Below are 20980 nucleotides of genomic sequence, written 5' to 3'. Positions count from 1 at the left end.
GATCGCGCAACGCGACACCGGGTGATCGCAAGTGCGACACCGGGTTGCGCGCAGCGCCGCGAAGTCTATATCCTTGAACCGGAGGTTATGGCCGCAATGACCAAGGCAGTCGATCCCGCTTCGCAGTCGCTCGCTCTTCACGCGCCGGCACTTCAGGCGCCCGCACTTCAGGCGCCCGCACTTCAGGCGCTCGACATGCGTTCGCGCGACATCTTCCGGCGTATCGTCGATTCCTATCTGAGGGACGGCGAGCCCGTGGGATCGCGCAGCCTGTCGCGCATCCTGCCGTCCTCGCTGTCGCCCGCCACCATCCGCAACGTGATGAGCGATCTCGAACATCTCGGCCTGATCTACGCGCCGCACATCTCGGCCGGCCGTCTGCCGACGCAGGCCGGCCTGCGCTTCTTCGTCGACGCCTTCATGGAATTGGGCGACCTCTCCGACGAGGAGCGGCGCAGCATCGAGGCGCAGGTGCGCGCCTCCGGCTCGGGCGCCACGCTGGAACACATGCTGACCGAGGCCAGCCAGATGCTGTCGGGCATGTCGCGCGGCGCCGGCCTGGTGCTGGCCGCCAAGAACGAGGTGGCGCTCAAGCACATCGAGTTCATCCAGCTCGAGCCCACCAAGGCGCTGACCGTGATGGTGTCGCAGAACGGCGACGTCGAGAACCGGGTCATCGATCTGCCGGCCGGCATCACCGTCTCGCAATTGCACGAGGCCTCGAATTTTCTCAACGCCCATATTCGCGGCCGTACGCTGGCCGAGGCGCGGGCGGAGGTCGAGCGTATCAAGAAAGAGACAAGGGCAGCGCTCGACACGCTGTCGCAGGACCTGGTGGAGAAAGGGCTGGCGGTGTGGGCCGGCGCGGAAAGCGGCCTGCCGGCGCGCCTGATCGTGCGCGGCCGCGCCAATCTGCTCGAAAACGTCACCGCCCAGGCCGACATCGAACTCCTGCGCCACCTGTTCGAGGACATGGAGACGCAGGACGGGCTGATCCAGCTGCTCGACCTCGCCGAGGCGGGACCGGGCGTGCGCATCTTCATCGGCTCGGAAAATAAGCTTTTCTCGCTCTCCGGCTCGTCGCTGGTCGTGGCACCCTACCGCGACAAGGACGCCCGCGTCGTCGGCGCGCTCGGCGTCATCGGCCCGACCCGGCTCAACTACGCCCGCATTGTCCCGATGGTCGACTATACGGCGCAGCTGATATCGCGCATGCTGCGCTGAGAGCTGGGATCGATCCAGACGGCCGAGGAGAGAAAAGATGGCGCTGGAATCGTTCAAGGCCCAGATCAGCCTGCTGCTGGAGGAGATGGTCAACCAGCCTGAGGATGTGCGCGAAGTGCAGGAGCAATTGCGCGAGAAGCTGCGCGAAATCCGCGCCATGGGCATGCCGCTGCCGGCCGATCTCGTCGAACTGGAAAAGAACCTCGACGCCGATCTCGATCTCGACGCGGATACCTGACCCGAATTCCTTCAACTCCCCGTGTCGTCCGGAACGACTGCCGAGCCCGCCCGTTCCCTTGATGCATGTGACTTCGGTCTTGGGACAACGACATGCATGAAGAAGCGAGAAGCTGGAGACTGGGATGATCCGACTTGCCGGCGCCGTGGTAATCGCTGCTGCCTTGCTCTTCGCCGCGACGGCATTGGCCCAGCAGGAAGAGCCGGTGCTGAAGGGCGCGGCCGCATTCGGTGACTGGCGGGCCGATGCGCCGGGCGTGCGCCGGTTGATCAGCCCGCAAGACCAGCCCAGGCCCTATGTCACCAGATCCGCCTCGAACGGCGCCGGTCCGGTGCAAAGGCCGCAAGGCGCCGAGCCGCGGCTGCCGGCGGGCTTTTCGGCGGAACTGATCGCTTCGGGCATCGACAATCCGCGCGTCGTGCGCGTCGCGCCCAATGGCGACCTGTTCGTCGCCGACAGCGAGGCCAACCAGATCCGCGTCTACCGTCTCGGCGAGGGCAGCGCGAAACCTGTCAGGGACGGCATCTTCGCCCGCAATCTCAACCAGCCCTACGGCATCGCCTTCTACCCGCCTGGGGACAACCCGCAATGGGTCTATGTCGCCAACAGCGACAGCATCGTGCGCTTTCCCTACCGCGATGGCGACCTGGAGGCCTCCGGCGAGCCGGAAACCATCGTCCGCGATATTCCGGCCACTCATCACTGGACCCGCGACATCGCCTTCTCGCCGGACGGCAAGACGCTGTATCTCTCGGTCGGCTCCGGCTCGAACGCCGCCCAGGACATGGCAAGGAAACCGCGGGGCGGGCTCGACGCCTGGGCCAGGTCGAAGCCGCTCGGCGCCACCTGGGGCGCGGAGGAAGGCCGCGCCGACGTCAGGGCTTTCGACCCGGACGGTAGGAATGGGCGCATCGTCGCCACCGGCCTGCGCAACTGTTCGGGCATGGCCATCCAGCCGGCGGCGGGCGCGCTGTGGTGCGTGGTCAACGAGCGCGACGCGCTCGGCGACAACGTGCCGTTCGAATATGCGACCGAAGTGAAGGAAGGCGCCTTCTACGGCTGGCCCTGGTACTATATCGGCGACAATGAGGATCCGCGCCACAAGGGCGCGCGTCCCGACCTTGCCGGCAAGGTCACCGTCCCCGACATTCTGATGCAGGCGCATTCGGCGCCGCTCAACATCGCCTTCTACGACGGCAGGAATGTCCGCGCAGGATCCGGTTTTCCGGCCGAATACAGGGGCGACGCCTTCGTCGCCCTGCACGGTTCGTGGAATCGCGGCAACAGGACTGGCTACAAGGTGGTGCGGCTCAAGTTCAAGGACGGCAAGCCGACCGGCGAATATGAGGATTTCATGACCGGCTTCGTCACCTCCGGCGGCGAGGTCTGGGGCCGGCCGGTCGGCGTGGCGGTGGCGAGCGACGGCGCGCTGATCGTCACCGAGGACGGCAACGGCACCATCTGGCGCGTGACCTACGGCGACGGCCGGTCCTGATCCGCTGGGAGGCCTCGAGCACGGGGCATGCCTGGTGCAACCAAATCCGGCTCCAGGCAATTCCCGCCCGCGAAACTCTGTGCGACAAGGCGCCGTCCCAGCAGTTTCGCGGACGCAAGGCTCGATCCATGACCCTCACCGGCTTTCTCGCCTACAGCGCCGCCCTCGGCTTGGCCGCGGCCATTCCCGGCCCCGGCATCACCGCGCTTGTGGCGCGCGCGCTCGGTTCCGGCTTCCGCTCGTCGCTGGCCATGTCCTTCGGCCTGATGCTCGGCGACCTCCTTTATCTCACCGCCGTGGTGCTTGGGCTTGCCTTTGTCGCGCAGACCTTCGGCTTGGTGTTCCTCGCCGTCAAATGGGCCGGCGTCGCCTATCTCGCCTTCCTCGGCTGGCGCTTCTGGACCGCCGGCATCACGCCCGAGACGGTCGAGGCCAGGAAAGGCAAGGGCGGGCTAGCGTCGAGCTTCCTCGCCGGCCTGACGGTGACGCTCGGCAATCCGAAGACGATGATCTTCTATCTCGCCATCACGCCGACCATCGTCGACCTCAAGACCATCACGCTGGCCGATTACGGCATCCTCGCCGCACTCACCGTCCTCGTCCTGTTCGTGGTGCTGGTGCCTTATCTGACGCTGGCGGCCAAGGCGCGCTGGTTCCTGCGCTCGCCGCGCGCCCTGAAGGCGCTGAACCGCACCGCGGCCGGTTTCATGGTCGGCGCGGCGGCGGCGATCGCCGCCCGCCAATAGGGCCATTTTTGCCAAGGCATTCCGCCGGACTGGCTTTTGCGGGAACGCTTTTCCGAGGCCGAGGCGTTTTAGACACGGGCCCCACTCGGATATTTTCGGGCGACGGTCTATCTTGCGTCCGTGGAAGGCCTATCTTGGCGGCCATCCGTCTGAGATCAGTTCCATCCGCCTGACATTCTGGGAGCCAAACCAATGAACAAGTTCGCCGCCTCCGCTCGTGTTCCCGGCCGTGGCCGCATCTACAATTCCATCACCGATACGATCGGCGACACGCCACTGGTGCGGCTCGACAAATTCGCCAAGGAGAAGGGCATCGTTGCCCATCTCCTTGCCAAGCTCGAATTCTTCAACCCGATCGCCTCGGTCAAGGACCGTATCGGCGTGGCGATGATCGAGGCGCTCGAGGCATCGGGCAAGATCGCTCCCGGCAAGACGACGCTGATCGAGCCGACTTCGGGCAATACCGGCATAGCGCTTGCCTTCGCTGCCGCCGCCAAGGGCTACAAGCTGATCCTCACCATGCCCGAGACCATGTCGGTCGAGCGCCGCAAGATGCTGGCGCTGCTCGGCGCCGAACTGGTGCTGACCGAAGGGCCGAAAGGCATGAAGGGCGCCATCGCCAAGGCCGACGAACTGGCGGCCACCATCCCCAACGCCATCATCCCGCAGCAGTTCGAGAACCCGGCCAATCCCGAGATCCATCGCACGACGACTGCCGAGGAGATCTGGAACGACACCCATGGCGAGGTCGACATCATCGTCTCCGGCATCGGCACCGGCGGCACCATCACCGGCGTCGGCCAGGTGCTGAAGAAGCGCAAGCCTTCGCTGCATGTCGTCGCGGTCGAACCGGAAACCTCGCCGGTGCTGTCGGGCGGCCAGCCTGGCCCGCACAAGATCCAGGGCATCGGCGCCGGCTTCGCGCCAAAAATCCTCGACACCACCATCTATGACGAAATCGTCACGGTCTCGAACGAGGATTCGGTCGCCAATGCCCGCCTCGTCGCCCGGCTGGAAGGCGTGCCGGTCGGCATCTCCTCGGGCGCCGCTTTGCAGGCGGCGATCGTCGTCGGCTCGCGGCCGGAGAACAAGGACAAGAACCTGGTGGTGATCATCCCGTCCTTCGCCGAGCGCTATTTGTCGACGATCCTGTTCGAAGGGCTGGGCGCTTAGGGTCTTCGTTGGGCGAAGCGATACGACGCGTCGCCTGTCAAGTTTCGACACGCCCCCTGCCGAGCGCCTAACACAAAGGTGCTTAGCCTGGCCCGCTGAAAAAACCCGCCGTGGCGGATGCCACGGGCTTGAGCAGCGCCCTGCTTCCGGTTCATATCGCCCCCGGCCCCCGCAGGGCCGGCGGAGGACCTCATGTACAAGCTCTACACCCGTCCCGGCAGCGGCGGCTTCGTTGTCGAGGCGGCCCTGGCGCTGGCCAAGGCGCCGTTCGAGCAGATCGACGTACCGAAATCCGATCGGCCCGATCCCGCTTTCCTCCACATCAGCCCGCTGAACCAGGTGCCGGTGCTGACCTTGCCGGACGGCCGCTCGCTGACCGAATCGGCGGCCATCTGCATCCTGCTCGCCGAACGCCATCCGCGGGCCGGGCTGGCGCCGGCGGCCGATGAACCGGCCCGCGCCGACTTCCTGCGCTGGATGGCGTTCATGTCGTCCGCCCTCTATCCGGCGGTGCTGCGTTTCTACTACGCGCCGCGCTACACGGCCGACGCCGACGGCGCCAAGGCCGTCAAGCAGGCGGCCGTGGCCGAGATGGACCGCGGCTTTGCCGTCGTCGATGCCGCCTTGCGCGGCCGCGACTGGCTGGCAGGCGAGGCGATGTCGGTGGCCGATATCTATCTGGCCATGCTGGTGGCCTGGCATCCCGACAGCGGCAAGGCACGCACTGCCTGGCCCGACATCGAACGCCTGTGGGCCAGGCTTCGCGAGCACCCGCTGATGAAGACGCTCAACGCATCGCACGAAATGTGGCCGGGCTGAACAATTCATCGGCAAAGCACCGCGCTCAGGCATTTCAATGCCTGAGCGTCGCGCGTTTTCCCTGCAGGAAGCGGCGTACCGCCGGATCGCTTTCGAGGCCGATCGCACGGTCATAGGCTTCGACCGCCTGCGGCACCTGGCCGAGCCTGGCCAGAAGGCCGGCGCGCGCTGCCCAATAGGGCTGGTAATCATTGAGCCGCTTGTCGTCGCCAAGCACGTACAGCGCCGCCAGCCCCGCCACGGCGCCCTCGGCTTCGGCGATCGCCACCGCGCGGTTGATCGCCACCACGGGCGATCGTGCGATCGAAAGCAACGCGTCGTAGAATTCGCGGATCGCCACCCAGTCGGTCTCGCCGCTCAGCCGCCGCGCCGCGTGAACGGACTGCACGGCCGCCTCGAGCTGGTAGCGGCCGATCACGCCCATGGAGGCGGCGCGGCCGAGCAGGGTTTCCGCCTCGTCGATCAAGGCATGATCCCAAAGCGCATGATCCTGCTCGGCGAGCGGCACATAATCTCCGGACCCATCGCGGCGCGCGGTACGGCGCGCCTCGGCGAACAGCATCAGCGCAAGCAGGCCCAGCGCCTCCGGTTCGTCCGGCAGCAGCGAGGCCACCAGCCTGCCGAGCCAGATCCCTTCGGTGGCCAGGTTCCGGCGCCGCGTCTCTGTGCCCGCCGGGTCGGACCAGCCCTCGGCGAAGGTCGCGTATATGGCCTCCAGCACGGTATCCAGGCGCTCGCCGAGTTCGGCCCGCTCCGGTACGCGGAACGGAATGCCGGCTTCACGGATGCGGGCCTTGGCCCGCACCAGGCGCTGGCCCATTGTCGCCGGCGGAACCAGGAAGGCGGAGGCGATCGTCGCGGCGTCGAAACCAAGCACGGCCTGCAGGATCAGCGGCGCGCGCACGCCAGGTTCGATCGCCGGATGCGCGCAGGCGAACATCAGCCGCAGCCGTTCGTCGGGCAGGTCCTGGTCGGTCATGCACGCCTCCGCCTCCTCGGCAATCAGCTTGAGATGGTCGCGGCCGGTTTCGCTGGTGAGCCGCCGCCGCACCGCGTCGACACGCCGCCGCCTTGCCACGGCAAGCAGCCAGGCCTCCGGCTTTTCGGGCACGCCGGTTCGCGGCCAGCGTTCGAGCGCCGCGGCAAAGGCGTCGGCCAGCGCGTCCTCGGCGGCGGCCACATCGCGCGTGCGCGCCGCGAGCCAGGCGACCAGCTTGCCGTAGCTTTGCCGGGCGGCGGCCTCGGCGGCTGCCCGGGCAATCTGCGCGCTGCTGTCCATCACATCGTCATTTCTTGGGCATGTATTCGGCCATTTCCCAAATCGGCCGCAACTCGACCGTGCCTGTGCTGGCCGCCGGGCAGCGCGCGGCCCATTCGATGGCGGTATCGATGTCGGCCGCTTCGATCATGTAGAAGCCGGCAAGCTGCTCCTTGGTGTCCGCATAGGGGCCGTCGATCACGTTGGTCTTGCCGTCGGTGATCCGCACCGAGGTGGTTGCCTGAGTCGGGCGCAGCCTTTCTCCGGCCAGCCACGCGCCGGATTTCTTCAACGCTTCGGTATAGGCGCCATAGGCCGCGCTCATCTGTTGGGCCTTTTCGATCGGCGTGTTCGCCAGTGCGGCTTCGTCGTTGTTGATCAAAAGCATGTATCGCATGGGTCTTCTCCCGTGGTTTCGTAGGCCGCGTCCTTGCGAGCCGGACATATGTCGCGCGGCAAGGTCCGATTTCGACAGGTGCCGGAAAAAATCTTTCGGCCACGGTCGCGTCCCGCGCAAGCCGGGAGCTGTTTCCGCATCCATTCAACCGTTCGTCTAATGAATGCAATTGCGGGTTGGCATTTGCGGCCCGCCGTCTAAACTTGGCCGGCTCGCATCGAGGAGGTGGTGCGGCAGCCAATATTTCAGGGAGGAAACCGGATGTTCCATTTCAGAACGAAGTTCGTTGCAGCCGGCGCAATGGCGCTATCGCTTGGGCTCGGCATTGCCTCGGCCAGGGCACAGGAATTCATCAACGTGCTGACCGGCGGCACGTCGGGCGTCTACTACCCGCTCGGCGTGGCGCTGTCGGAAATCTACAGCAAGGGCATCGCAGGCGCCCGCACCCAGGTGCAGGCCACCAAGGCTTCGGTCGAGAACCTCAACCTGCTGCAGCAGGGCAAGGGCGAGATCGCCTTCGCGCTCGGCGATTCCGTCAAGATGGCCGCCGAAGGCAATGCCGAGGCCGGCTTCCCCGGCAAGCTCGACAAATTGCGCGGCATCGCCGCCATCTACCCCAACTACATCCAGATCGTCGCCAGCCAGGAATCCGGCATCAAGACGCTGGCCGACCTCAAGGGCAAGAGCCTGTCGGTCGGCGCGCCGGCCTCCGGCACCGAGCTCAATGCGCGTGCCATCTTTGCCGCCGCCGGGCTGAAATACGAGGATCTCGGCCGGGTCGAATACCTGCCCTTCGCCGAATCGGTCGAGCTGATCAAGAACCGCCAGCTCGATGCCACGCTGCAGTCGGCCGGCCTTGGGGTCGCCTCGATCCGCGACCTCGCCACCTCGGTGCCGATCAATGTCGTCGCCGTGCCGGCCGAGGATGTCGCCAAGATCGGCGCGCCCTATCTGTCGGTCGTCATCCCGAAGGGCACCTATGAGGGCCAGGCCGAGGACGTCGCGACCGCCGCCGTCGGCAATTTCCTCGTCACCCGCGCCGATGTCTCCGACGAGACGGCCTACCAGATGACCAAGCTGCTGTTCGAGCATCTCGACCAGCTCGCAGCCGCCCACGCCGCCGCCAAGGCGATCGACCCTGCCAAGGCGCTCGACGGCATGCCGGTGCCGCTGCATCCGGGCGCTGAGCGGTACTACAAGGAGAAGGGGTTGCTGAAGTAGGCGAGGACTATCTGAGATGTCTTCGCGACGCGCCCCCCTCTGTCCTGCCGGACATCTCCCCCTCAAGGGGGGAGATTGGCCGTCGTCACCTCCTTCGCCAACTGCTGACGTTGCTGAAAGAACGCCGACACCGATACTGCCGATCTCCCCCCTTGAGGGGGAGATGCCCGGCAGGGCAGAGGGGGGCGCCTCGCACTGTCATTCGCTCATTTTGGAGTGCGTCGGATGAGCGAAGCAGCCGACGGCAAATCCTCCACCTTCCATCTCCCCGTCGCCGAAGAGCAGGTCGAAGGCTTGCCGCCGGGCTTTGGCGAGGGCATCACCGGCAAGGCTGCCTTCCTCATCGCCGTCGCCTTTTCCGTGTTCCAGATCTACGTCGCCGCCTATGGCAGCATCCCGAGCCAGGTGGTGCGGGCCATGCATGTCGGTTTCCTGCTGCTGCTCGGCTTTGGCCTGATCGGCAACCTGCGCGCCCGAAGCCTGCCGGCCAAGGCCGTGTTCTGGGCGCTCGGCGTGCTCGGCTTCGGCACCGGCCTCTACAATTGGGTGTTCTACACCGACCTCATCCGCCGCTCCGGTTTCCTCACCACGCCGGATCTTGTCGTCGGCGCGGTGCTGGTGGTGCTGGTCTTCGAGGCGGCCCGGCGGCTGATGGGAATGCCGCTGGCGATCATCGCTTTCATCTTTCTCGCCTATTGTTTCGTCGGCAACCATCTGCCGCCGCCCTTCATCCATCGCGGTTACGATTTCGCCCAGCTCGTCGACACTTTCGCCTACGGCACCGAAGGCATATACGGCACGCCGGTCTATGTCTCGGCCGCCTATATCTTCATCTTCGTCGTCTTCGCCGCCTTCCTCGAACGCGCCGGCATGATCGCGCTGTTCAACGATTTCGCGCTCGGCCTGGTCGGCTCGTGGCGCGGCGGCCCGGCGCAGGTCTGCGTTTTGTCCTCGGCGCTGATGGGCACCATCTCCGGCTCCGGCGTTGCCAATGTCGTGGCCAGCGGCCAGTTCACCATCCCGCTGATGAAGCGCTTCGGCTTCCGCTCGGCCTTCGCCGGCGCCGTCGAGGCGACCTCCTCGATGGGCGGCCAGATCATGCCGCCGGTGATGGGCGCGGTTGCCTTCATCATGGCCGAGACGCTGAACATCCCCTATGCCGAAGTGGTCAAGGCGGCGATCATCCCGGCGCTGCTCTATTTCGGCGCCTGTTTCTGGCAGGTGCATCTGGAAGCCGGCAAGGCCGGCCTGCACGGCATGGCCAAGGCCGAACTGCCCAATCCCTGGGATGCCGTGCGCCAGCACTGGCCGCTGGTGCTGCCGCTGGCGGCCCTCATCTATCTCCTGTTTGCCGGCTACACACCGATCTTCGCCGGCACGATGGGGCTGGCGCTGACCATCGTGCTCATCCTCGGCACGCCACTGGCGGCCCTGATCGGACCGCTCGCCTTCCGCGTCGTCTTCTGGCTGGCGCTCGGGCTCGCCGCCGCCTCGTTCATGCGCTTCGGCGTCAACATACTCGGCCTCGTCATCGCCGCGCTCGTCGTCGCCTGCTTCGCCTTCAAGGGCGGGCGCGAAACGCTGCGGATCTGCGTGGATTCACTCGCCGAAGGGGCCAAGAACGCGCTGCCGGTCGGCATCGCCTGCGCCATCGTCGGCATCGTCATAGGCACGCTGACGCTCACCGGCATCGCCTCCACTTTCATCGGCTGGATCATCTCCATCGGCCAGGACAATCTGTTCCTGTCGCTGGTGCTGACCATGCTCACCTGCCTGGTGCTTGGCATGGGCATCCCGACCATTCCCAACTACATCATCACCTCCTCGCTGGCGGGCCCCGCGCTGCTGTCGCTCGGCGTGCCGCTGGTGGTCAGCCACATGTTCGTCTTCTACTTCGGCATCATGGCCGATCTCACGCCGCCGGTGGCGCTGGCCGCCTTCGCGGCCGCCCCGATGGCCAGGGAAAGCGGCCTCAAGATCGGCATCCAGGCGACCAAGCTTGCCATTGCCGGTTTCGTCGTGCCGTTCATGGCCGTCTACACGCCGGCGCTCATGCTGCAGGATCCAGGCCCGGTCGCCGCCCAGTTCGGCTACCCCGTCGAGGTCGCCTACATCGTCGTCAAGGCGTGCATGGGCATCGTGCTGTGGGGCGCCGCCGCCGTCGGCTTCCTTGCCAGGCGCATGGCGTGGTGGGAACGGCTCATCGCCTTCTGTGCCGGCGTGCTGCTGGTCGCGGCGATCCCGCTCACCGACGAGACAGGCTGGGCATTGTCGTTTGCCTGGATCGGCTGGCATTTCTGGCGTGCGCGGCGGGCGACGGCCCAAGCATGAGCCTGTGTATCCTTGCCGCCGGCAAGACGGTGACGCTGGCGGCCGCCGCCTTCACCCTCTCCTGGACGCACTCGGTGGAGCGCACGCGCTGGGAGGAACACTGGAAGGTGATGCCTTCCGGCCTGCAAGTCACCGAGGCGCGCATAAAGGGCTCGGGCGCCGGCATGGAACCACCGGAGGGCGCGGTGCTGCGAGACGGCTGGTGGGCCTATGCTCCGAAGGTCGGGCCGCAGCGAAGCCTTATGCTCGCCGCCTCCGGCGCGACCGGTGATGGTTGGACACTGTGCACAGATCAGGGTTGCCGAGAACTCGGCAAGGTGGCCGGCGGCACGATCGTGCTGGAGCCGTGTGCTCCGGACGGCACGAGCCTGCCGCGGTAGCGCACGATCATCCCGGCTGGAGCCAGCGCCGTCGAAGACGGTCAGCGGATGGCTTGCATCGAAGGGTATTCAGAAGGACGGCTTGGACTGGGCCCGACTGGACTGGGGCCGACTGGGCTGGAGAAGGTCGCTTACGCGGGCCTCGGCGGCTCGTGTCCTGAGACATTAAGCCGGCGAAGGCGGTCTCAAAGCCGCGGCGATGTCGCACGCCGCCGATCGGCGAAGGTCGGGCGCTCGGCGCGATAGGTGGTGGCGCGCGACTCGACGTCAGGCCTGCAGATGCGGCTGTTGTGTCGGCTCTCGAAAGTCATGGTCAGTGCGCGCCCAGCGAGGTGCCGCGACGAGCGCAGGCCGGGCCCGGCCCGCGCATGTAGTAGCGCTCGGGCCGATAGGTCGGCGCGACGAATTCGCGGATGGCTGCGGCATAGCCGATGAGGTGCGTGAGGAAGTTCATTTTACCTGTCCCTGTCCCGACTTTCGGGTGTCCCTTCCGAATTGCGGAAATCATAGCGTCGAGGCGTGAATAGTCGGTGAACGCGATGTTAATTTCTGGTCGAAAACCCGTCGCTTCATGGCCGGAATGCGGCTGATTCGGGGTCTTTCCACGCCTTTTGTCGCCATTTCGGCGTGTGTGACTTTTGCATCACATATGTTTCGTTTGGATGTCGCCTGGGTGCGGTTGCGTTTCAGCTTTCGCCCTGGCGGGAGAATTTTCCTTGCTCGCCGCCGCAAGTCCGGAACCCGGCCTGGGACGAGACGTTGATTCTTCGAGCCGGCATGGCCGGCCCATGGGGCCGCCGACCTGCGGCCCCACGCTAACCCGCAACCGCAAGAGCAAAGGAAGGGCCGCAATCATGGGCTTCTTTTCGAAGGACATCAAAACCCTGGACGACCTCTTCGTGCACACGCTGCGCGACATCTATTATGCCGAAAAGCAGATCGAGAAGGCATTGCCGAAGATGATCGACAAGGCGACGGATCCGCAGCTGAAGGCCGGCTTCGAGAAACATCTCGAGCAGACCAGGGGCCATGTCGAGCGCGTCGAGCAGGTGTTCGAACTGCACGGCGTCAAGGCCAAGGAAGTCAACTGCCCGGCCATAGACGGCATCCTCGAGGAAGCCGACGACGTCAGCGGCGACGTCGACGACAAGGAGGTGCTGGACGCGGCGCTGATCGCCTCGGCGCAAGCGGTCGAGCACTATGAGATGACCCGCTATGGCACCTTGATCGCCTGGGCCAAGCAGCTTGGCCGCAGCGACTGCGCCAACGTGCTGGCCAAGAACCTCAAGGAAGAGCAGGCGACGGATCGCAAGCTGACCGAAATAGCGGAAAGCAAGATCAACCTGCAGGCCGCCGAATAGGGGCTGAAAGAGCCGGGGCCGGTGGCAATCGCGCCGGCCTTGGCTCGACCGGATTGGAACCGTTGGGGTCGTCGTCCGTTCCAGCCAGGTCTTTCTCTACAGGAAATCATCATGGCGCCGCGTCCCGCCTGGAGAGGCTATCTGAAGCTTTCGCTGGTCACCTGCGCCATCGAACTGACCAATGTCGTCACCCATGCCGAGAAGGTCTCTTTTCGCATCCTCAACCGCGAGACCGGCAACACGGTGAAGCGGATCTATGTCGACGCCGAAACCGGCAAGCCGCTTGAGGATGGCGACGAGATAAAGGGCTACGAGGACGACGATGGCAAGTTCATCCACATCGAAGAGGACGAGATCGAGGCCATCCAGATCGAGTCCTCGCACACGATGAGCCTCGACGGCTTCGTCGACAAATCCTCCATCGAGCAGATCTATCTCGATACGCCCTATTACGTCGCGCCGGCCGACAAGGTCTCGCAGGACGCTTTCGCCGTCATCCGGGACGCGATGGCCGGCAAGAAGATGGCGGGCCTGGCGCGCATCGTGCTCTATCGGCGCGAACGTCCCGTGGTCATCGAACCGCTCGGCAAGGGCATGGTGCTGACGACGTTGCGCTACGACAACACGGTGCGCCAGCCGGACACCGTCTTCGGCGACATCGAATCGGTGAAGACGGATCAGGAGATGACCGATCTGGCCGAGCTCATCATCGACAAGAAGAAAGCGAAGTTCGATCCCTCGAAATTCGAGGACAAGTACGAGGATGCGCTGCTCGAACTGATCCGCGCCAAGAAGGCGGGCCGCAAGGCGCCGAAGGCCAAGGCGGCGCCCAAGCCGTCCAACGTCGTCAATCTTTTCGACGCTCTGAAGAAGAGCCTTTCGTCGGACGGCGGATCGGGCGAACGCCGCGGCAAGGCCTCCGCGAAAGCCAAGCCGGCGGTCAAACGCGGCAAGCCGAAAGAAGCCGCGCCCAAGCGCAAATCGGCGTGAGGACATCAAGGGATGGCTAGCCTCGAACAATATCACGCCAAGCGCGATTTCAGGAAAACCGCCGAACCCCCCGGCAAGGTCGCCCGCGGCAAGAAGAGCGAGGCAGGCGGCATCTTCGTCATCCACAAGCACGCCGCGACCAGGCTGCATTACGACCTGCGCCTCGAACATGCCGGTGTGCTGTGGAGCTGGGCGGTGACGCGCGGGCCCAGCCTCGATCCGCACGAGAAACGGCTCGCCGTGCATGTCGAGGACCATCCGATCGACTATGCGCCGTTCGAGGGCACCATTCCCAAGGGCGAATATGGCGCCGGCTCGGTCATCGTCTGGGACGAGGGCACATGGGTGCCCGAGGGCGATCCGGCCAAGGCGATGAAGAAGGGCCATATCAACTTCGAGCTCAACGGCCACAAGCTGCACGGCCGCTGGCACCTGGTGCGGCTGAGACCGCGCCCCGGAGAGAAGCGCGACAACTGGCTGCTGATCAAGTCGGACGATGGCGCGGCCCGGCCAGGCGAGGATATTCTGGAGGAAGCGCCGAAATCGGTGAAGTCGGGCCTGACGATCGAGGAGGTCGGGGCGGGCAAGGCCGCGAAAGGGGAGAAGGCGAAGGTCTGGCACTCCAACAAACCGGCCGCCGCCCAAGCCAAGGCCGGACACGCAAAGCGCCTCGACTTCATCGAGCCGCAACTGGCCACGCTCGAGCGGGAAGCGCCGCCGGGCGAGGACTGGCTGCATGAGGTGAAGTTCGACGGCTATCGCATGCAGACGCAGATCGCCGGCACGGACGTGCGGCTGCTCACCCGCACCGGCCTCGACTGGACGAAGAAATTCGGCGACGCGATCGTCGCCGAGCTCGCCGGATTGAAATGCAGCGACGCCATCATCGACGGCGAGATCGTCGTGCTGGCCGACAGCGGCGTCTCTTCCTTCGCGCTTTTGCAGGCCGACCTGTCGGCGAAGCGCACGGATCGCTTCATCTACTACGTCTTCGACCTGATGCGGCTGAATGGGCGGGACCTGCGCCGCGAGCCGCTGGTCGAGCGCAAGCAGGCCTTGCAGGAATTGCTGGCCGGCCAGCCGGAGGATTCGGCGGTCCGCTTCAGCGACCATTTCGCCGAGCCCGGCAAGGTCATGCTCGAGCATGCCTGCCGCATGGGACTGGAGGGCGTCGTCTCCAAGCGCGCCGACGCGGTCTACCGCAGCGGGCGCGGGCCGTCCTGGGTGAAGTCGAAATGCACGCTGCGACAGGAGTTCGTCATCGCCGGCTACCTGCCGTCAGACAAGACTGGGCGCGGGCTGCGTTCGCTGCTGCTCGGCTATTTCGAGGCCGGCAAGCTGCACTATGCCGGCCGCGTGGGCACCGGCTTCTCAACCGGCGGCGCCAATGCCCTGAAGAAGAAGCTCGATGCTCTGCAAACGAAGTCATCGCCCTTCGACAAGGCCGTGCCGAGGGGCAAGGGCCTGGTCTGGGTTAAGCCCGAGCTTGTCGGCGAAGTGGAGTTCCGCAGTTGGACCTCCGACCGTATAGTACGCCACGCCTCGTTCCAGGGGCTGCGCGAAGACAAGCCGGCGGAGGAAGTCGTGCAGGAAAAGCCGAAGGCACCGACAGGTAAAAGCACGGCCCGAGCCAAGCCGGCGTCGGGCGGGGCGACGCCGGCAAGGGCGGCAACAACCACGGTGAAGCTGTCCCATCCGGACAAGCTCCTATGGCCCGACGAAAAGATATCCAAGCAGGGGCTGCTCGACCATTACGCGCTGGTGTGGCCGCGCATGAAACAATTCGTGGTCAACCGCCCGCTCAGCCTGGTCAGGGCCCCCGACGGGGTCGGCGGCCAACGCTTCTTCCAGAAGCATGCCTCGCCCGGCATGCATGACAAGATCGAGAAGACGAGGGACCCCACGGATGGCGAGGAAATCCTGTTCATCCGTGACTTCGACGGCATCGCGGCACTTGTCCAGCTCGGCGTGGTCGAGATCCACATCTGGGGTTGCACCATCGACGAGCTCGAACGTCCCGACCAGATCGTCTTCGATCTCGACCCCGATGAAGGCGTCGACGTGAAGGCGGTGCGGGCGGCGGCACTCGACATAAGGGGCAAGCTTGACGAGCTGTCGCTGCCCAATTTCGTCAAGACATCGGGCGGCAAGGGCTTTCATGTCGTCGTGCCGCTGAAACCATCGGCCAACTGGGAGGAGGTGAAAGGCTTCGCCCATGATTTCGCGCGCGCGCTGGAACAGGGCGCGCCCGACCGCTACACCGCGACGCTGTCCAAGAAGGCGCGCACCGGCAAGATATTCGTCGACTATCTGCGAAATGGCAGCGGCGCGACCACGGTGGCCCCCTACTCGTCGCGGGCCAAGAAGGGTGCCACGGTGTCGATGCCGGTGACCTGGGCCGAGATCGAAGCCGGCCTGCCGCCGAACGCATTCCCCATCGGCGAGAAGACGACGCTGAAGCAACTCGCGGAAGCCGATCCGTGGAAGGATTTCTTCAAGAAGGGGAAGGTGTTGAAGCGGGGGTAATCCTGCCCGCATTTGCAGCGCGGCGATCCTTCGCGCCTGTCCCGCCGACGAATCGATGCTGGCAACAGCGCCGATAGCTCAAGCCAAAAACACCTTCTCGAACGCCTGTTTGCCGGGCGGCGAAAAAATCACGGCGCGGCTGTCCTTCTCCCGGCGCGCCCATTTCTCGGTGAGGATCTTGTCGAGGATGGCGGCGCCCAGCGTGCCGGCGAGATGCGAGCGCCGTACGCTCCAGTCGAGGCAGGCGCGGCACACCGGCCGCCGGGCCTTTGCCTCCACATCGATGCCCATCGCCGCGAAATGCGAGGCGGCCGAAGGCGCCAAGCGGATTTCGCCGTGGTCTCGCAGCAGCAGTCTCCGGTCGATGAGGCGGTCGAGCATCGCCACCGCCTGCTCGCCGGCAAGATGATCGTAGCAGACGCGCGCCACGCGCATCGCCCCGTCGCGAGGGCCCGGCCGCACGCGCCTGGGGCCGATGGTTTCGGCGACGCCGGCGATGGCTTCGATCATTTCAGCCACCTGCGGCCCGGCGAGCCCGTAATAGCGATGCCGGCCCTGGCTTGCCACGGTCAGCAGCCCGCCTTCCATCAGTTTCGACAGATGCGAGGAGGCGGTCGGCATCGATACGCCGGCCTCGAGCGCCAGTTCGCTTGCCGTCAGCGCCGTGCCGCCCATCAATGCGTTGAGCATGTTGGCGCGGGCCGGGTCGCCGATCAGGCTGGCGATGCGGGCAATGTCGGGTCCTTCGCGCATAGTTTCATCCCTATCGAAGCATTCTCGGCAGATAATCACTATCCTTCGCTGAGCTCAAGGAGCGCTGACGATGCTCCTGACAGGAAACTGCTTAGCACACCGGCGTAGGCGACGTTTCGACAGAGATCGAATTATCTGTGCGTCAACTCAGGGAGACCGGAATGACCATCACCTGCTTCATCCGCTACGAGATCGATCCGTTCGGCAAGGCCGCGTTCGAGGAATATGCCCGCAACTGGGGCCAGGCCATTCCGCGCTGCGGCGCCGACCTGATCGGCTACTACGCGCCGCATGAAGGCTCGGCCACGACCGCCTATGCGGCCTACAACATAGAAAGCCTGGCTGCCTATGAAGCCTATAGGGCCCGGCTTGCCGCCGACCCGGCCGGCAAGGCAAACTACGAATTCGCCCGCCGTGAAAAATTCATCCTCAAGGAGGACCGCATGTTCCTGAAACTGGCGTCCGGCCCGCACGCGAAGCTGGTGCTGCCGTGATCGCCGTCATCTTCGAGGTCGAGCCGGCCGCGGGCAGGCGCGACGCCTATCTGGGCATCGCCGCCCAGTTGCGGCCGCTGCTTGAAGGCATCGATGGCTTCATCTCGGTCGAGCGCTTCCAGAGCCTCGCCAATCCGGACCGCATCCTGTCACTATCGTTCTGGCACGACGAGGATGCGGTGAAGGCCTGGCGCAACACGCAAGAACACCGGCAGGCGCAGCAGGCCGGGCGCGGCGGCATCTTTGCCGGCTACCGCCTGCGCATCGCGCACGTCGTGCGCGATTATGGCTTGAGTGAAAGGCAACAGGCGCCGGTGGATAGCCGGGCGGTGCACGGGTAATCGGCAGGTCCTTCCTTCTCCCAAAAGGGGGAGAAGGAAGAACCCTATGCGTTCCCGATCAGCACGCCCGCCGCGAACACCAGCGCGCCGCCGAGCACCACCTGGAAGGCCGCGCGCAGGAAGGGTGTCTGCATGTAGCGGTTCTGGACGAAGGCGATGGCCCAGAGTTCGAAGAACACCACCACGGCGGCAACCGCTGTCGCCGTCCAGAAATGCGGGATGAGGTAGGGCAGTGCATGGCCGAGGCCGCCGAGCGTCGTCATGATGCCCACGGTAAGGCCGCGCTTGACCGGCGAACCCCGGCCCGACAGCTTGCCGTCGTCGGAGGCGACCTCGGTGAAGCCCATCGAGATGCCGGCGCCGATCGAGGCGGCGAGGCCGACGAGAAGCGTCTGCCAGGTGTCGTGCGTGGCAAAAGCGGCGGCGAAGATCGGCGCCAGCGTCGATACCGAACCGTCCATCAGTCCGGCCAGTCCCGGCTGCACATAGGTGAGGATGAACTGGCGCTGCTCGGCCGTCGCCTCCTCGACCTTCACGGTGCCCGGCACGTGCTGCTGCTCCAGCCGCTGCGCCATGCTCTCATGGCTCTGTTCCGCCGCCGCCAGTTCGTCGAGCAGCTTTCTGGTCGAGGCATCGGTGGTGCGCCTGGCCGCCTCGACATAGAACAGGTAGGCCTGCCGCTCCATCGCCTCGGCCTGGCGGCGTACCTGCTCGATGCCGAGCGGCTTGACCAGCCAGTCGGGCTTGCGCTCGTAATAGCCCTTCACATGCTCGCGCCGGATCAGCGGAATGCGCTCGCCGAAACGCCTGCGGAAAAGCTCGATCAGCGCGTCGCGATGACCGTCCTCCTCCTCGGCCATGTCCTCGAACATCTTGGCCGATTGCGGAAAATCCTCCGCCAGCCCATCCGCATAGGCGCGGTAGATGCGACCGTCGTCTTCTTCCGACGAGATGGCAAGCGCCAGGATCTCCTGTTCGGAGAGCGAATCGAAGGAGCGGCGGCCGAAGCCGAAAACACGGGAAAGCATGAGGAAATCACCCTAGTTTAGAATTGTTCTAAACTAAGGTTTGCTGCCGCATCGGTCAATCGTGCGCCTGGGCGGCAGTCAAGATTTGTTGAAGCAGCCATTCGGCGCCGGCCCTTCATTATCGGCAAATGTTCACTTATATGACGGAACTCCAAGCCAACAACCGAGGAAGCCGCCGATGACTGCAAAGCCGCACGCCCATCACTTCGACCCGAAACCCGTCCTCGACCTCATAGCCAGCATCGAGGCAGATCTGCAGCGCCTGAAAGGTCTGGTCGAGCAGCAGATCGAGAAGTTCGATCCCGCCAACCCGCACAACAAGACCCTCGACGGCAAGCTGACCGAGGAAGGCGTCGAGTGCTGCTACCGCATGTTCGACGAAGGCAAGTCGCGCTATTCGGTCTCCCAGCAGATGAAGATTTCCTTTGCCGCCGCCACCCATCGCTTCAATGCCTGGCGCAAGGCCGGCGGCAACAAGCGGCAGCGGACGTTGTTGGGGTGAGGGTTGAACTGGACGGACCGGCAGGCAGGTGACTGCCGGCACTGCCGGCCGTCGTGATCCCAAACCTTGTGACGGTTACATTTTTTTGTTGGCCTCGCGCGGCCCTTTGCGTGCACCATGGCCGGACCACATCTTACAGGACCCGCCATGACCACGCCTCCCGGCATCGCCGATATCCACGCCGCCGCCGCCCGGCTCTCCGGCCTTATCGTCGAGACGCCGCTGATCGAATCGCCGGAGCTCAACAGCCGCTTCGGCGGCCGCATCCTGTTCAAGCCGGAAACGCTGCAGCGTACCGGCTCGTTCAAGTTCCGCGGCGCTTACAACAAGCTGTCCTCGCTATCGGCCGAGCAGCGTGGCCGCGGCGTGGTCGCCTTTTCCTCGGGCAATCATGCGCAAGGCGTTGCCGCTTCCGCCGCCATGTTCGGCGTCAGGGCGGTCATCGCCATGCCGTCGGACGCACCGGCCATGAAGATCGGCAATGTCCGCAAGATGGGCGCCGAAGTGGTCGCCTTCGATCGCGTCCGCGAAGACCGCGTGGCCGTGGTTCGGCCTTACGTGGAGAAGGGCATGGTCCTGGTGCCGCCCTATGACGATCCCGCCATCATCGCCGGCCAGGGCACGATCGGCCTCGAACTGCTGCGTCAGGCCAAGGCGCTTGGCATGAGCCTCGACGCCGTCATCATTCCCTGTGGCGGCGGCGGGCTGAGCAGCGGGATTTCGATCGCGGTCAAGGACGGTTCGCCCGCCACCGCCGTCTGGGCGGCAGAGCCGGAATTTTTCGACGACACCAGCCGGTCGCTGGCCAAGGGCGCCAGGGTAGCGAATGAGCCCGGCCACACCTCGATCTGCGATTCACTTCTCGTCGCCGAGCCGGGCGCGCTCACTTTCGAGATCAATCGCAAGACGCTGGCCGGCGGGATTGCCGTCTCGGAGGAGGCGACGAAGCAGGCCATGCGCGACGCCATGGCCCATCTCAAGCTCGTCGTGGAGCCCGGCGGCTGCGTCGGGCTCGCCGCGCTCTCGTCGGGCAGGATCGACTTGGCCGGCAAATGCGTGGCCGTGGTGCTGTCTGGCGGCAATGTCGATTTCGACGCCTATGCCAAGATCATGGCTGCTGCCGCTTGACGCCCGCCCTGCATGGCAGGGCGGGCAGCCTTGTTGTTTCGCAATTCCGGATGGAAACCGCTGCGCACTTTTCCTGGAATTGCCCAGTGCCCGTCAGCTGATGACGGTGCCGTCAGTCGATGACTTTCACGATGCGACGGGTTCCGGGATCGACGAGGACGGTCTGACCGTTGACGACGACATAGCGGTACTGCACATCAGGAACATCGATCGCATGCAGCTCAACAGTGTCCGGCAAGGTCGAGCCGATGGCCAGCTGGACGCCCAGCAGGTCGACCGAGGCGATCGGCTTCTTGTGCACATATTCGCGGATAACGGTCTCCTGCTGCGGCTCGATGATCACGTCCTGAGCAGCGGCGGCACCGATGCCGGCGGCTAGCAGAAGCCCGGCCGCGGTGGCGGAAAGATACAGTCTCATCATTGCCTCCATTGCTGGTCGATAGAGCGCAATACAGTTGCAAGTCTCGGCTCTATCTCGTTGTCTTGGTGGCATTCCGCACCCCGCCAGATGATCCGGCCGGACTTCGGAGTGCCAAGGCTTCGCTTGCACTGAGGGGGCCGTCTTGGCCCGCAAG

Annotated in this window: 22 protein-coding genes; 16 read left to right on the top strand and 6 right to left on the bottom strand. The window is 65.2% G+C overall.

What is annotated here, in order from left to right:
* Window positions 1-96: 96 nt before the first annotated feature.
* From hrcA to LB547_RS16570, 6 genes are all read left to right on the top strand, one after another.
* On the top strand, window positions 97-1224 hold the full coding sequence (gene hrcA, locus LB547_RS16595; protein WP_140759048.1) for a heat-inducible transcriptional repressor HrcA: 1128 nt from the start codon (window positions 97-99) through the stop codon (window positions 1222-1224).
* Between the two features lie 37 nt (window positions 1225-1261).
* Window positions 1262-1462, top strand: coding sequence for a hypothetical protein (locus LB547_RS16590; RefSeq protein ID WP_140514129.1), 201 nt, complete (start codon window positions 1262-1264; stop codon window positions 1460-1462).
* Window positions 1463-1586: 124 nt separating this feature from the next.
* Window positions 1587-2957 (top strand): PQQ-dependent sugar dehydrogenase, encoded by a 1371-nt coding sequence (locus LB547_RS16585; RefSeq protein ID WP_140491808.1) that lies wholly within the window; start codon window positions 1587-1589, stop codon window positions 2955-2957.
* Between the two features lie 128 nt (window positions 2958-3085).
* Window positions 3086-3703 carry a LysE family translocator gene (locus LB547_RS16580; protein ID WP_140759046.1) on the top strand — a complete coding sequence of 206 codons (618 nt, stop codon included), beginning with the start codon at window positions 3086-3088 and terminating at the stop codon, window positions 3701-3703.
* Between the two features lie 192 nt (window positions 3704-3895).
* Entirely contained in the window at window positions 3896-4876 is a 981-nt protein-coding gene (cysK, locus tag LB547_RS16575) for a cysteine synthase A (protein WP_140759044.1), read from the top strand.
* A 192-nt stretch (window positions 4877-5068) separates the two neighbouring features.
* Window positions 5069-5695, top strand: a complete 627-nt coding sequence (locus LB547_RS16570) for a glutathione S-transferase family protein (RefSeq protein WP_140514133.1) — start codon at window positions 5069-5071, stop codon at window positions 5693-5695.
* Window positions 5696-5729: 34 nt separating this feature from the next.
* Here the strand turns inward: LB547_RS16570 and LB547_RS16565 are convergent, their stop codons facing one another.
* Window positions 5730-6974, bottom strand: a complete 1245-nt coding sequence (locus LB547_RS16565) for an RNA polymerase sigma factor (RefSeq protein WP_140685328.1) — start codon at window positions 6972-6974, stop codon at window positions 5730-5732.
* Window positions 6975-6981: 7 nt separating this feature from the next.
* A complete protein-coding gene (locus LB547_RS16560; protein ID WP_140491798.1) occupies window positions 6982-7350 on the bottom strand; it encodes a YciI family protein in 369 nt (122 codons plus the stop codon).
* Between the two features lie 261 nt (window positions 7351-7611).
* Between LB547_RS16560 and LB547_RS16555 the strand changes: the two genes are divergently transcribed.
* From LB547_RS16555 to LB547_RS16545, 3 genes are all read left to right on the top strand, one after another.
* On the top strand, window positions 7612-8571 hold the full coding sequence (locus tag LB547_RS16555) for a TAXI family TRAP transporter solute-binding subunit (protein ID WP_140559152.1): 960 nt from the start codon (window positions 7612-7614) through the stop codon (window positions 8569-8571).
* Between the two features lie 225 nt (window positions 8572-8796).
* A complete protein-coding gene (locus tag LB547_RS16550; RefSeq protein WP_140759042.1) occupies window positions 8797-10902 on the top strand; it encodes a TRAP transporter permease in 2106 nt (701 codons plus the stop codon).
* Window positions 10899-11282 (top strand): DUF1850 domain-containing protein, encoded by a 384-nt coding sequence (locus LB547_RS16545; RefSeq protein ID WP_140563825.1) that lies wholly within the window; start codon window positions 10899-10901, stop codon window positions 11280-11282. Before LB547_RS16550 ends, LB547_RS16545 begins: the two co-directional genes overlap by 4 nt.
* Before the next feature lie 313 nt (window positions 11283-11595).
* On the opposite strand, the gene LB547_RS16540 is transcribed toward LB547_RS16545, so the two are convergent.
* On the bottom strand, window positions 11596-11736 hold the full coding sequence (locus tag LB547_RS16540) for a hypothetical protein (protein ID WP_013892047.1): 141 nt from the start codon (window positions 11734-11736) through the stop codon (window positions 11596-11598).
* A 400-nt stretch (window positions 11737-12136) separates the two neighbouring features.
* Between LB547_RS16540 and LB547_RS16535 the strand changes: the two genes are divergently transcribed.
* The 3 genes from LB547_RS16535 to ligD all read left to right on the top strand — a co-directional run bounded on the left by LB547_RS16535 (window position 12137) and on the right by ligD (window position 16159).
* The gene (locus tag LB547_RS16535; RefSeq protein WP_140491790.1) at window positions 12137-12643 is read left to right on the top strand and encodes a ferritin-like domain-containing protein; all 507 of its coding nucleotides are present in this window, start codon (window positions 12137-12139) and stop codon (window positions 12641-12643) included.
* 111 nt (window positions 12644-12754) lie between these two features.
* Complete coding sequence (locus LB547_RS16530; protein ID WP_140514137.1) at window positions 12755-13633, top strand: Ku protein; 879 nt, start codon at window positions 12755-12757, stop codon at window positions 13631-13633.
* Between the two features lie 12 nt (window positions 13634-13645).
* Complete coding sequence (gene ligD / locus LB547_RS16525; protein WP_140759040.1) at window positions 13646-16159, top strand: DNA ligase D; 2514 nt, start codon at window positions 13646-13648, stop codon at window positions 16157-16159.
* A gap of 78 nt (window positions 16160-16237) precedes the next feature.
* On the opposite strand, the gene LB547_RS16520 is transcribed toward ligD, so the two are convergent.
* Window positions 16238-16912 carry an ArsR/SmtB family transcription factor gene (locus tag LB547_RS16520; RefSeq protein ID WP_140759038.1) on the bottom strand — a complete coding sequence of 225 codons (675 nt, stop codon included), beginning with the start codon at window positions 16910-16912 and terminating at the stop codon, window positions 16238-16240.
* Between the two features lie 161 nt (window positions 16913-17073).
* On the opposite strand from LB547_RS16520, the gene LB547_RS16515 reads away from it, so the two are divergent.
* Window positions 17074-17406, top strand: a complete 333-nt coding sequence (locus tag LB547_RS16515) for an NIPSNAP family protein (protein ID WP_140491782.1) — start codon at window positions 17074-17076, stop codon at window positions 17404-17406.
* Complete coding sequence (locus LB547_RS16510; protein ID WP_140759036.1) at window positions 17403-17747, top strand: antibiotic biosynthesis monooxygenase family protein; 345 nt, start codon at window positions 17403-17405, stop codon at window positions 17745-17747. The genes LB547_RS16515 and LB547_RS16510 overlap by 4 nt, the downstream gene beginning before the upstream one ends.
* 44 nt (window positions 17748-17791) lie before the next feature.
* Here LB547_RS16510 and mbfA read toward each other — a convergent pair whose 3' ends face one another.
* Window positions 17792-18775, bottom strand: a complete 984-nt coding sequence (gene mbfA, locus LB547_RS16505) for an iron exporter MbfA (protein ID WP_140491779.1) — start codon at window positions 18773-18775, stop codon at window positions 17792-17794.
* A gap of 178 nt (window positions 18776-18953) precedes the next feature.
* On the opposite strand from mbfA, the gene LB547_RS16500 reads away from it, so the two are divergent.
* Window positions 18954-19277 carry a hypothetical protein gene (locus tag LB547_RS16500; protein ID WP_140491777.1) on the top strand — a complete coding sequence of 108 codons (324 nt, stop codon included), beginning with the start codon at window positions 18954-18956 and terminating at the stop codon, window positions 19275-19277.
* 147 nt (window positions 19278-19424) lie between these two features.
* Window positions 19425-20405, top strand: a complete 981-nt coding sequence (locus tag LB547_RS16495; RefSeq protein ID WP_140759034.1) for a threonine/serine dehydratase — start codon at window positions 19425-19427, stop codon at window positions 20403-20405.
* Window positions 20406-20517: 112 nt separating this feature from the next.
* Here LB547_RS16495 and LB547_RS16490 read toward each other — a convergent pair whose 3' ends face one another.
* Window positions 20518-20823 carry a DUF1236 domain-containing protein gene (locus LB547_RS16490; protein WP_140491773.1) on the bottom strand — a complete coding sequence of 102 codons (306 nt, stop codon included), beginning with the start codon at window positions 20821-20823 and terminating at the stop codon, window positions 20518-20520.
* Between the last annotated feature and the right edge of the window lie 157 nt (window positions 20824-20980).

The organism is Mesorhizobium sp. B264B1B (assembly GCF_020165765.1).
Taxonomy (GTDB): Bacteria; Pseudomonadota; Alphaproteobacteria; order Rhizobiales; family Rhizobiaceae; genus Mesorhizobium.
This window is presented reverse-complemented; position numbering and strand designations above follow the sequence as displayed.

Bases quoted from the DNA above. Each gene is read 5' to 3' on its own strand.
- LB547_RS16540 (WP_013892047.1), bottom strand. From the start codon at position 11,736: ATGAACTTCCTCACGCACCTCATCGGCTATGCCGCAGCCATCCGCGAA.
- LB547_RS16535 (WP_140491790.1), top strand. From the start codon at position 12,137: ATGGGCTTCTTTTCGAAGGACATCAAAACCCTGGACGACCTCTTCGTG.
- LB547_RS16500 (WP_140491777.1), top strand. From the start codon at position 18,954: ATGACTGCAAAGCCGCACGCCCATCACTTCGACCCGAAACCCGTCCTC.
- LB547_RS16520 (WP_140759038.1), bottom strand. From the start codon at position 16,912: ATGCGCGAAGGACCCGACATTGCCCGCATCGCCAGCCTGATCGGCGAC.
- LB547_RS16590 (WP_140514129.1), top strand. From the start codon at position 1,262: ATGGCGCTGGAATCGTTCAAGGCCCAGATCAGCCTGCTGCTGGAGGAG.
- LB547_RS16565 (WP_140685328.1), bottom strand. From the start codon at position 6,974: ATGGACAGCAGCGCGCAGATTGCCCGGGCAGCCGCCGAGGCCGCCGCC.
- LB547_RS16495 (WP_140759034.1), top strand. From the start codon at position 19,425: ATGACCACGCCTCCCGGCATCGCCGATATCCACGCCGCCGCCGCCCGG.
- LB547_RS16580 (WP_140759046.1), top strand. From the start codon at position 3,086: ATGACCCTCACCGGCTTTCTCGCCTACAGCGCCGCCCTCGGCTTGGCC.
- ligD (WP_140759040.1), top strand. From the start codon at position 13,646: ATGGCTAGCCTCGAACAATATCACGCCAAGCGCGATTTCAGGAAAACC.
- mbfA (WP_140491779.1), bottom strand. From the start codon at position 18,775: ATGCTTTCCCGTGTTTTCGGCTTCGGCCGCCGCTCCTTCGATTCGCTC.
- LB547_RS16545 (WP_140563825.1), top strand. From the start codon at position 10,899: ATGAGCCTGTGTATCCTTGCCGCCGGCAAGACGGTGACGCTGGCGGCC.
- LB547_RS16490 (WP_140491773.1), bottom strand. From the start codon at position 20,823: ATGAGACTGTATCTTTCCGCCACCGCGGCCGGGCTTCTGCTAGCCGCC.
- LB547_RS16555 (WP_140559152.1), top strand. From the start codon at position 7,612: ATGTTCCATTTCAGAACGAAGTTCGTTGCAGCCGGCGCAATGGCGCTA.
- LB547_RS16585 (WP_140491808.1), top strand. From the start codon at position 1,587: ATGATCCGACTTGCCGGCGCCGTGGTAATCGCTGCTGCCTTGCTCTTC.
- LB547_RS16560 (WP_140491798.1), bottom strand. From the start codon at position 7,350: ATGCGATACATGCTTTTGATCAACAACGACGAAGCCGCACTGGCGAAC.
- LB547_RS16550 (WP_140759042.1), top strand. From the start codon at position 8,797: ATGAGCGAAGCAGCCGACGGCAAATCCTCCACCTTCCATCTCCCCGTC.
- cysK (WP_140759044.1), top strand. From the start codon at position 3,896: ATGAACAAGTTCGCCGCCTCCGCTCGTGTTCCCGGCCGTGGCCGCATC.
- LB547_RS16530 (WP_140514137.1), top strand. From the start codon at position 12,755: ATGGCGCCGCGTCCCGCCTGGAGAGGCTATCTGAAGCTTTCGCTGGTC.
- hrcA (WP_140759048.1), top strand. From the start codon at position 97: ATGACCAAGGCAGTCGATCCCGCTTCGCAGTCGCTCGCTCTTCACGCG.
- LB547_RS16570 (WP_140514133.1), top strand. From the start codon at position 5,069: ATGTACAAGCTCTACACCCGTCCCGGCAGCGGCGGCTTCGTTGTCGAG.
- LB547_RS16515 (WP_140491782.1), top strand. From the start codon at position 17,074: ATGACCATCACCTGCTTCATCCGCTACGAGATCGATCCGTTCGGCAAG.